This is a genomic window from Candidatus Zixiibacteriota bacterium (assembly GCA_036397555.1).
In the GTDB taxonomy this organism is placed as follows: domain Bacteria; phylum Zixibacteria; class MSB-5A5; order WJJR01; family WJJR01; genus DATKYL01.
The window spans coordinates 869,357-879,923 of record DASWIS010000008.1; the positions used below are offsets into that span (position 1 = coordinate 869,357).

10 protein-coding genes are annotated in these 10,567 nt (G+C 61.2%); all 10 read left to right on the top strand.

From position 1 onward, the window contains the following. Positions 1 to 54 precede the first annotated feature (54 nt). Positions 55 to 2,013 carry a threonine--tRNA ligase gene (gene thrS, locus VGB22_05455; GenBank protein ID HEX9750715.1) on the top strand — a complete coding sequence of 653 codons (1,959 nt, stop codon included), beginning with the start codon at positions 55 to 57 and terminating at the stop codon, positions 2,011 to 2,013. 63 nt (positions 2,014 to 2,076) lie between these two features. Then, on the top strand, positions 2,077 to 2,730 hold the full coding sequence (infC, locus tag VGB22_05460) for a translation initiation factor IF-3 (GenBank protein HEX9750716.1): 654 nt from the start codon (positions 2,077 to 2,079) through the stop codon (positions 2,728 to 2,730). 73 nt (positions 2,731 to 2,803) lie between these two features. Next, entirely contained in the window at positions 2,804 to 3,001 is a 198-nt protein-coding gene (gene rpmI / locus VGB22_05465; protein HEX9750717.1) for a 50S ribosomal protein L35, read from the top strand. 19 nt (positions 3,002 to 3,020) lie between these two features. Next, positions 3,021 to 3,374, top strand: coding sequence for a 50S ribosomal protein L20 (gene rplT / locus VGB22_05470; protein HEX9750718.1), 354 nt, complete (start codon positions 3,021 to 3,023; stop codon positions 3,372 to 3,374). Between the two features lie 125 nt (positions 3,375 to 3,499). Next, positions 3,500 to 4,495: a phenylalanine--tRNA ligase subunit alpha gene (gene pheS / locus VGB22_05475; protein HEX9750719.1), complete on the top strand. Its 996-nt coding sequence runs from the start codon at positions 3,500 to 3,502 to the stop codon at positions 4,493 to 4,495. 36 nt (positions 4,496 to 4,531) lie between these two features. Beyond that, positions 4,532 to 6,910, top strand: a complete 2,379-nt coding sequence (gene pheT, locus VGB22_05480; GenBank protein ID HEX9750720.1) for a phenylalanine--tRNA ligase subunit beta — start codon at positions 4,532 to 4,534, stop codon at positions 6,908 to 6,910. Positions 6,911 to 7,089: 179 nt separating this feature from the next. Then, positions 7,090 to 7,329 carry a hypothetical protein gene (locus VGB22_05485; GenBank protein ID HEX9750721.1) on the top strand — a complete coding sequence of 80 codons (240 nt, stop codon included), beginning with the start codon at positions 7,090 to 7,092 and terminating at the stop codon, positions 7,327 to 7,329. Positions 7,330 to 7,467: 138 nt separating this feature from the next. Continuing rightward, positions 7,468 to 7,800, top strand: a complete 333-nt coding sequence (locus tag VGB22_05490; protein ID HEX9750722.1) for a cell division protein ZapA — start codon at positions 7,468 to 7,470, stop codon at positions 7,798 to 7,800. A gap of 78 nt (positions 7,801 to 7,878) precedes the next feature. Then, entirely contained in the window at positions 7,879 to 9,444 is a 1,566-nt protein-coding gene (gene rny, locus VGB22_05495; protein HEX9750723.1) for a ribonuclease Y, read from the top strand. A gap of 11 nt (positions 9,445 to 9,455) precedes the next feature. Further along, positions 9,456 to 10,328, top strand: a complete 873-nt coding sequence (locus VGB22_05500) for a TIGR00282 family metallophosphoesterase (protein HEX9750724.1) — start codon at positions 9,456 to 9,458, stop codon at positions 10,326 to 10,328. Positions 10,329 to 10,567: the final 239 nt, after the last annotated feature.

Genomic DNA, 10,567 nt, shown 5'->3' on the forward strand with positions numbered 1-10,567 from the left:
ATGTGACAATCCCGGCAGCCGACGCCCGTAGGGGCGCTTTCGACTGATAGTGCGATGAGCATAACGACCGCTAAGAGTACGATTGCACTGACCCTGCCCGATGGGTCGCATCGTGAATACCCCACTGGAGTCACCGGGGCGGATGTCGCCGCCTCCATCGGTCGCCGGCTTGCCAAAGATGCCCTGGCGATCCGTGTCGATGGACGTGTGCGTGATCTGTCGGCGCCCATCCACGACGACGCGACGATTGAGATTCTGACCTTCGATCATCCCGACGGACGTCAGGTGTTCTGGCATTCGACCGCCCATGTGATGGCGCAGGCCGTGCTCGAAGCATTGCCCGGCACCAAGCTGGCAATCGGCCCCCCCATCGACGAGGGCTTCTACTACGACTTCGATCCGCCGCGTCCGTTCACGCCCGAGGATTTGGAGGAGTTCGAAAAGCGGATGACCGGTATCGTCGGCGAGGATGCGCCGTTTCTGCGTCAGGAATGCACGCTCGATGAAGCGCGTTCGATCTTCAGCGAGCGTGGCGATTCGTACAAACTGGACATCCTCGATCGCATCGACGAAGCGGGCGATCAGGTGAGCTTGTACCGCAGCTCTCGCTTTCTCGATCTGTGCCGGGGACCGCACGTGCCCACGACCGGCCGCATCAAGTCCTTCAAGCTCACCTCGATTGCCGGCGCCTATTGGCGTGAACGTGAGGGAAACCCGCAGTTGCAGCGCATCTACGGCGTCTCCTATCCCGATCGGGCCATGCTCGACGATTTCATCCGTCGGCGTGAAGAGGCGGAGCGCCGCGACCATCGCCGTCTGGGAAAGCAGTTGAATTTGTTTTCGATTCGGGAAGAATCGGGAGCGGGGCTGGTCTTGTGGCATCCCAGGGGAGCGTCGATCCGACGCAAAATGGAAGAGTTCTGGTATGCCGAGCACCAGCGGTCCGGATACGAACTGGTCTACTCGCCGCATATCGCGCGTCTGGGGCTCTGGGAGACATCGGGCCACACCGGTTTCTATGCGGAGAGTATGTTCCCGCCATTCGACGTCGAGAACAACCCGCACCAGCTCAAGCCGATGAACTGCCCGTTTCACATCCTGATATATCAGTCGGCCCTGCGTTCCTACCGTGAATTGCCGCTGCGGTGGGCTGAACTTGGCACGGTCTATCGCTTCGAGCGCAGCGGTGTGCTCCATGGACTGCTGCGCGTGCGCGGATTCACCCAGGATGACGCGCACCTGTTCTGTCGCCGGGATCAGGTCGAGCAGGAAATCCGGCGCGTGCTCGACTTTTGTCTGAACATGTACGCGGCATTCGGGTTCAGTGATGTGCAGTTGTATCTCTCGACGCGACCGGACAAAGCCATCGGCGAAGAGGCGGATTGGACGCTGGCCGAAAGCGCACTGAAAAGCGCGCTCGATGCCCGTGGTGAGCCCTACGAGGTCGATGCCGGCGGCGGCGCCTTCTACGGTCCCAAAATCGACCTGCACGTCCGCGACGCGATCGGACGCACCTGGCAATGCGGCACCATCCAGTTCGACTTCAATCTGCCCGAGCGTTTCGATCTTTCGTACATTGGCGACGACGGCCACCGGCATCGCCCGGTCATGATCCACCGCGCGCTATTGGGGTCGCTGGAACGGTTCTTCGGCATCATGATCGAGCACTACGCCGGCGCATTCCCGATCTGGCTGGCGCCCGAGCAGGCCAGCGTGCTCTCCGTCACCGATGCGGCATCGGCATTTGCCGGCAAAGTCGTCGACGAGCTCACATCCGCCGGCGTGCGCGCCGTCGCCGACACGCGCTCCGAAAAGATCGGTCTGAAAATTCGTGAAGCCGAACTGCAAAAGGTGCCGTACATGCTGATCGTCGGCGAGAAGGAGGCCGCGTCCGGCGCCGTTTCAGTCCGCGCGCGCGGACGACAGGATTTGGGTACACTATCAATCGCCGCAGTGATCGCGCGAATCAAAGACGACGATCATCCGGCGCATCACGCGCAATCGAACGCGTAACTTTCATCAACTCTCACAAGGGAGGTAGACATCGTCAGGCCGCCACGTAAGCCGCAAGTCCGCATCAACCGACGCATTCGCATTCCGCAGATTCGTGTCATCGGCTCCGACGGATCGCAGTTGGGGGTCATGGCGACCCGCGACGCGCTCAAGCTCGCCGAAGACGAAGGTCTCGACTTGGTCGAAATCTCGCCGATGGCGCGACCGCCGGTCTGCCGCATTCTGGACTACGGCAAATTCCAGTACGAGGAAGCGAAAAATGCGCGCAGAGCCAAAAAGCGTCAGCATTCCTCACAACTGAAGGAAATGCGGTTCCGTCCCAAGATCGACGAACATGACATCCATTTCAAAACCGAGCGCCTCCGCGAATTCCTCGAAGAGGGCCACAAAGTCCGCGCCTATGTCGAGTTTCGCGGACGGGAAATGACGCACATGGAGTTCGGCCACCGCATTCTCGACCGGGTCAAGGAACAGTTGGCCGAAGTCGGCCAGCCCGAGCCCAACGTGCGCATGGAAGGGCGCCACATGTCGCTGATCATCAACCCCAAAAAGACCGACAGCCGTCCCAAAGGCGATTCCGCAGGCAAATCCGAGAAACCCGACAGGACGCCGGAGGCCTCGCCCTCATCACATGACCCCGAGGGAGTCTCGAGCGAAGCCGGGAAGGGGAAACGCCAGTCTGTCCATAGCCCTGCGGACGAGGCGTCCGCTCCTTAGCCGATCTTCGCCATTGACAGTCGGGGATGGGGTCTTATATTTGGCATTTCGCCGTATGGCGCAGAGTGCTCTTATGCCGAAAATGAAAACACGACGTGCCGCCGCTAAGCGCTTCAGACGCTTGAAATCCGGCTTGATCAAGCGCTCCAAGGCATACCGCGGCCATCTCTCCAAGAGCAAGTCGACAAAGCGGCAGCGGCAACTCCGTCAATCGACCTATATCTCCGACGGCGACCTGCGGCGCGTCAACAAGATGCTGGGGCACGGATAATCTGGGTCCGCCTTAAACGATGCCACGCGCAACCAACAATCCCGCCGGACGCCACCGCCGCAAAAAGTACCTCAAAGCGGCGCGCGGCAACTTTGGCGGACGACGCAAACTGATCCGGGTCGCGCGCGAAACGGTCGAGAAGGGGTGGACCTATGCCTATCGCGATCGCCGGGTCCGCAAGCGCACCATGCGCCGTCTCTGGACGGTCCGCATCAATGCCGCGCTTCGCGTGATCGGGTTGAACTACTCGGGCTTCATCAACGCGCTGAAGAAATCGGAGGTCACGCTGGATCGGAAGGTCCTGGCCCATATGGCGGCCACCGATCCGGCCGGTTTTGAGATGCTGGCACGCTCCGTCTCGCGGGAGACTTAAGTTCGAGCATCTGCCCGCGCGCATGACGCGTTGCCCTGTTGACCCGGCTTGTCCGGGTTTTATTTTGTCCATTCTGCATTCTGGTTGCACAGCCGAGGATGACACAAATGTCCGATGTCAGCGACATAGCCGGTGAACTGGCCCAAATCGAGCAGGATGCCCGGCGCGAGTGGGATGCCGCGTCCGACAACGAACGGCAATTGGTCCGGTCGCGCTATCTGGGACGCAAAAGCCGTCTCAATGCCCTGCTGCGCGGGCTCAAGGATCTGTCCGCGGATCAACGCAAGTCGTTCGGAGCTCTGACCAACCAGACGCGAGACCGGCTCACCGCGCTCTTTGAGCAGCAAACCGAGCCGACGGAGACACACCCGCGCGCCTACGACCATACGCTGCCGGGCCGACACCACCCGCGCGGACACCGGCACCTGATCACGCAGACAATGGATGAGGTCATCAGCATCTTCTATGGGATGGGCTTTGAGGTCGTCGACGGTCCGGAGATCGAAACCGATTATTACAATTTCACGGCGCTCAACTTTCCGCCCGATCATCCGGCGCGCGACCTGCAGGACACGTTCTTCATCAACGACGAGTACCTGCTGCGCACGCACACCTCGCCCGTGCAGGTGCGCGTCTTCGAATCGCGGCGTCCCCCGGTGCGCATTCTTGCGCCCGGCCGGACCTATCGCAACGAAGCGATCAACGCGCGCGCGTACTGTGTCTTTCACCAGGTGGAGGGTTTCTTTGTCGATCGCGATGTCTCCTTCGCCGATTTGAAAGGCGTCTTGATCGCGTTTGCCGAGGAGTTTTTCGGCTCCGGGACGCGGCTGCGCTTTCGGCCCAGCTACTTCCCCTTTACCGAGCCGTCGACCGAAGTCGATGTCGAGTGTCTGCTGTGCGGCGGCAAGGGATGCACCGTCTGCAAGCACGAGGGCTGGCTCGAGATTCTCGGCGCCGGCATGATCGACCCCGCAGTATTCATCGCGGTCGATTACGACCCCGAAGTATTTTCGGGTTACGCATTCGGGATGGGCGTCGAACGGATCGCCATGCTCAAGCACGGCATCGGCGACATTCGGCTCTTCTACGAAAACGATCTTCGCTTTCTGCGCCAGTTTTAGGGCGCGAAGCATTCTCGATTCAAGACTGGATGCCCGATGCGCGTCGGATACCGTTGGCTGCAAGACTACATCACCATCCCCTGGGAGCCGGATGAACTGGCCGAACGCCTGACGTCCCTCGGCGTCGCAGTGGAACGGATCGAACCGGTGTTCCCCCGCGCCAGCGGTGTCGTCGTGGCGCGTGTCGAGTCGGTCGCCCCGCATCCGCAGCGGCCCGACCTGAAGGTGCTCTCTGTCAACGACGGCAAAACCAGGCACACTGTCATCGCCGGCGCGCGCAATTGCCGTAAGGGACTGGTGACCCCGTTTGCGCGCCTCGGCGCGATCATCGACTCACTGGGCGAAACACCGTTGACTCCGCGCACCTTCGATGGCGTCGAATCCACCGGCATGTGTTGCTCCGAACGTGACCTTGGGCTCTCCGATGATCACAGCGGTCTGATGGAGCTTGACGGCGAGCAGGTGACGGTCGGCAACGCCTTGTGGGAGTCGCTCGAACTCGACGAGGTGGCGCTCTCGTTCGAGCTGACGCCCAACCGCAGCGACTGCCTGTCGGTGTTCGGGATCGCGCGCGAGATCGGCGCGATCATCGGCGAGAAGCCGCGTCGCGTCGAATTCGAGCTGGCCGAGGGTGAGCAGTCGGTCGATGGTCTGCTGCACGTCGAGATCGCCGACGCCGACGGCTGTCTGCGATATGCGGGCCGAGTGCTCAACGGCGGCCGGATCGCCCCCTCGCCGTTCTGGCTGAAGCGAAGACTCAAGAGTGCCGGGGTGCGATCGATCAACAATGCCGTCGACGTGACCAACTTCGTCATGCTCGAAACCGGCCAGCCGTTGCATGCATTCGATCGCGCGAAGATCGCATCCGCACGAATCGTCGTTCGCCAATCCCGGCCGGGGGAGGAATTCACGACCCTCGACGAGCAGGTGCACAAGCTCCCCGGCGATGCCGTCATGATCACCGACGGCGAGCATTCGGTCGCCATCGGCGGCGTCATGGGCGGGCGCGATTCGGAAGTCACCGAGAGCACCACCGATTTCTTGATCGAGAGCGCCTGCTTTAAACCGTCACGCATTCGCCGCACCCGCCTGCGCCTGGGATTGTCGACCGAATCGGCGCTGCGTTTCGAGAAGGGGGTCGATCCCAACGGCGCCATCCACGCGCTCGATCGCGCGGCCGCGCTGTTGGCGGATCTCACCGGCGCGCAGCCGGCACGAGGTGTCGTCGACAACTATCCGACGACGATCGCCCCGCTGAAGCTTGAACTGGACCCGGTGAGAGTGAATCGACTGCTCGGAACCGACATCTCCACGCCGACGATGATCGACTATCTCTCCCGGCTGGAGTGTGACGTCACCACCGGCAAGCCGCTACTGGTTGGGGTTCCGACCTTCCGCCCCGATCTGACACGGCCGGTCGACTTGACCGAAGAGATCGCGCGTCTGCACGGCTACGACAAAATGCCCGCGAACAGACAGGCCGCGGGTGTTTTGCCGACCCATCGCAACCGCTGGCGAATCGCCGAAAACCGCATCCGCGACATTCTCGAGGGGATGGGCTTCTGCGAGATGGTCGGTAATTCGCTGACCGACCCGTCGCACAGTCAGGGTTTCGCAGGCACACCGGTCAGTCTGCGCAATCCGCTGTCGACCGATTTGTCGATCATGCGTCTGGATTTGCATCAGACTTTGCTGCCGGTCATCGCCCATAATCTGAACCATCGCGCCGATTCGATGGCGCTCTACGAAGTGGGCAGGAGTTACCAGGCGGACGTCGATGGCGCCTTCGCCGAACGCCGCGAATTGATTATCGCCTTGTGTGGTCAGACACCGGGCGCCTGGCCCGATATCCCTCGGCGCTACGAATTTTCGGATTTGAAAGGCGCGGTCACGGCACTGCTGGACGCGCTGAAGCTCCACGGAACTGTGATCGCCGCCGCCGGCGCGCCATACGGTGAGGGAGAGAGTTTCGCCGTTGAGATTAAGAGCGCGGCCGTCGGCCGGCTGGGACGGGTCGCGCCATCAGTAACGCGGCAGCACGACGTCAAGGAGGAAGTGTGGAGCGCGGTGTTCGACCTTGAGCTCATCTGCACCGCATTGGGCGCAGCGCACCAATTTGAGCCGCTGCCGCGCTATCCCGACGTATACCGTGACCTGGCGGTCGTTGTCGACACACACGTCGCCGCGGGAGCACTGCAACAGACGATCTGTGACAGCGGCGGCGGCCTGATCGCCGACGTCCGGGTTTTCGACCGCTACACGGGTTCGCAGATACCCCAGGACAAAGTCAGCGTTGCCTTCTCATTGGTATACCGTCATGCCGATCGAACCTTGACCGATGCCGAGGTCGACTCGGCCCATGCCCGCATCGTCGCAGCACTTCACACGCAGCATGGGGCGGAACTGAGAACCTGACTGGGCGGTGTCCCAACAGGCGATTCGCTTAAAGTGATACTGAATCTCGCACAAAGCGGCTGCCGCCTAAGACCTTCCCCGCGATCAAATCGCTTGACATTATTAAAGTAACGAATTAAGGTCCGCGCGACTCATCTCCGGTCGTATCCTGAAGCGCGGGACTGATATCCGAGGGCCATATGACGCACGCCGATTTTGATCGTCTCGAAAAGTCGATCAGGCGCGCCGTCACGGAAATCGAGTCTCTCAGGGCCAGAAACCAGCAGCTTGAATCGCAGCTTGGCAAGTCCAGTGCCGGCCAGCGTTCGCGCCTGCTGGCCCCGGCCCAACCCGCAGTGTCGGAAGTCCGCCTCGATCAAGCCCGCGCACGATTGCGCGACCTGATCGAACGGCTCCGTGCATATGAGCAGGATCTTTAGGCCGCCTGGAGGGTGAAATCTGGAGTTGACAATCCTTCATTGTCGGAGAAGATTCTTCGACATGAGGAGGTTCATTTAACATAAATCGCGGTCTGGAAGGGCCTTGGGGTCCTTCGATCCGGGCGGGAATTCCCTGAAGTGAGCACGCCTCCAAAAAGCATTCACGTCAATATTTTCGGTGAAGAGTACCCCTTGCGCAGCAATGGGGATACGGACGTCGAGTACATGACCAAAGTGGCGGCCTACGTCGATCAATCGATGCGCAAGATCGCCTCAGGCGCGCCACACCTGACCACCGGCAAGGTGGCCATACTGGCGGCGTTGAACATCACTGATGAATTGCTTTCCGCAAGGCGGCAAACCGACCACGAGGTCGGCGCGCTGAACGGCCGGGCACGGAGTCTGGCCGATTGGCTCGAGGGGCAGTTGTCCGCCGGCTCCACGTCCCGGATCAAATCCCACCTTTCCTGACCCGCACTGCAGCATCCGGCGATACGGGCAGCGCCCGTCATCCCTTTGGGGATGGCCGCCGGTGGGGAGAACAACACTATGATGCCGATCTGGCTGACGGTCGTAATTGTGGTCGTAACCGGGCCGGTCTTCGCGCTGGTCGGATGGATGATCGCGCGGCGTGTCGGCAGCGGGAAGATCGCCCGCGCCGATGAAGTGGCCGCACAGATCGTCCGTGACGCCCAGAAGGAAGCGGAGATCAAAAAGAAGGAAGCCCTGCTTGAGGCCAAGGACGACTGGTACAAACAAAAGGTCAATTTCGAGCGCGAACTGCAGGTCAAACGCTCGGAAATGCAAAAAGTCGAAAAGCGCCTCACCGAACGCGAAGATGCGCTCAACCGCAAAGTCGATATCCTGCAAACCAAAGAGAAAGACCTGGGCAATCGCGACCGGGCGCTGGCCATCAAGGAACGCGCCATTCGCGGTCGCGAAGGCGAACTGGAACGGCTCATCGCCGACCAGAACAAGCAACTGGAACGCATCGCCGGGATGACCTCCGATGAAGCCAAAGCGCTCCTGATGGAAAACCTGCAGGCGCAGGCGCGACGCGAAGCCGCCGCGCGGGCCAAGGAGATTGTCGACGAGGCCGAACGCAACGCCGAACGCGATGCCCGCGAAATCATCACCAATGCCATTTACCGCTGCGGCGCCGAGCACTCCGTCGAAACAACCGTCTCAGTCGTGAGTCTGCCCTCCGACGAAATGAAGGGACGCATCATCGGACGCGAGGGCCGCAATATCCGCTCGTTTGAGACCGCCACCGGCGTCGATGTCATCGTCGACGACACGCCCGAAGCGGTGATTCTCTCGTCATTCGATCCGGTCCGCCGCGAGATCGCACGGCTGTCGCTGGAAAAACTCATTGCCGACGGGCGCATCCATCCCTCGCGCATCGAAGAAGTCGTCGCCAAGACCGAGAAGGAAATCGAAGTCAAGATTCGTGAAGCCGGAGAACAGGCCTGCTTCGATGTCGGCATTCACGACCTGCACCGCGACGTGATGTGGCTGCTCGGTAAACTTCACTTCCGTACCTCGTACGGACAAAATGTCCTGAATCACTTAGTCGAGGTCTCAACTCTTTGCGGCCTGATCGCCGTCGAGTTGGGGCTGGATCCGATGCTCGCCAAGCGCTCCGGCCTGCTCCACGACATCGGCAAGGCCATCGACCGCGAGACCGAGGGAACACACGTCGAAATCGGCGTCAACTTCCTGAAGCGCTACAACGAGAACCCCATCGTCGTCAACGCCGTTGCCGCCCATCACGGCGATGTTCCGCCCGAGTCGCCGTATCCGCTGCTCGTCATGGCGGCCGATGCGATCTCCGGCGCGCGTCCCGGCGCACGGCGCGAACCGCTCGAAGGGTATGTCAAGCGGCTGGAAAAGCTCGAGGAGATCGCCGACTCGTTCGCCGGTGTGGCCAAGTCGTATGCGATCCAGGCCGGACGCGAAGTGCGCGTGATCGTCGAAAACGACCAGGTCGACGACGTCGGCGCCGGACTGTTGGCGAGCGACATCGCCCAGAAGATTCAGAATGAAATGCAGTACCCCGGACAAATTCGCGTGACCGTGATCCGCGAAACACGGGCGATCGATTACGCGAAGTAGTCGCAGTTGCCATGAAAATCATGTTCATCGCCGACATTACCGGCCGCCCGGGGCGCTGGATCGTCTCGCAGCTCTTGTGGGGATTCAAGCGCAAGCACGAAATCGACTTTGTGATCGCCAACGTTGAAAACGCCGCTGGCGGATATGGCATCACGCCGGAGATGAGCGAGAAACTTTTCACCTATGGCATCGATGTCCAAACCTCCGGTAATCACATCTGGGACCGTCAGGAAGCGCACGAACTCCTCGACCGCGAGCCGTACATCTTGCGACCGGCGAACTATCCGCCGAATGTCCCCGGCAAGGGCTCGGTCGTGCGCGAGACAGCAAACGGCGAGAAAGTCGGTGTCTTGAACATTCAGGGCCGTGTTTTCATGAAAGAGATCGACTGCCCGTTTCGCATCGCCGACCGCGAGATCGACCGTCTGCGCATGGAAACCAAGATCATCTTCGTCGACTTCCATGCCGAGGCGACCTCGGAAAAGCAGGCGATGGGATATTATCTCGACGGCCGCATCTCGGCACTCGTTGGCACGCACACACACGTTCAGACCGCCGATGAACACATGCTCCCGAAAGGCACCGCGTATCTGACCGATGCCGGCATGACCGGACCGCACGATTCAGTCCTCTGGGTCCGTCCCAAAGACGCGATTGCTCGTTTCCTCACCGGCTTGCCGCACAAGTTCCAGATTGCCGACGGCGATGTGAAAATGTGCGGCGCGGTGGTCGATGTCGACTCCGACACCGGACGCGCGCGCTCCATCGAACGCTACCGCCTCGACTACGACGGCTCCATCCCGGTGCGCGACTATTTCGGTCTGCCGCCCCGCGAAGCCAACGAACCGGCGGATGTGCCGTTCGTGTCGCCGGGGGAGGCGTGAACAAGATACGATCGTGCGGGTCAGCCCTCGGGCTGACCGCGAGCCGCAGGCCCGGACATCTTTGATCGACGTGGCTTCATGGCTTCGCGATGACCGTCAGTCCAAAGCCGTAGGTCCCGCATCAGCGGGACTGACCGGCACGGGAAGAATGCCGTTGAATGTCTTGAAGGGTTCTCAATGTCACCCCGAACCCCGGAATTCCGGCCCGCCGAAGGCGGGGCGGAATGGAGTGGGTGAGG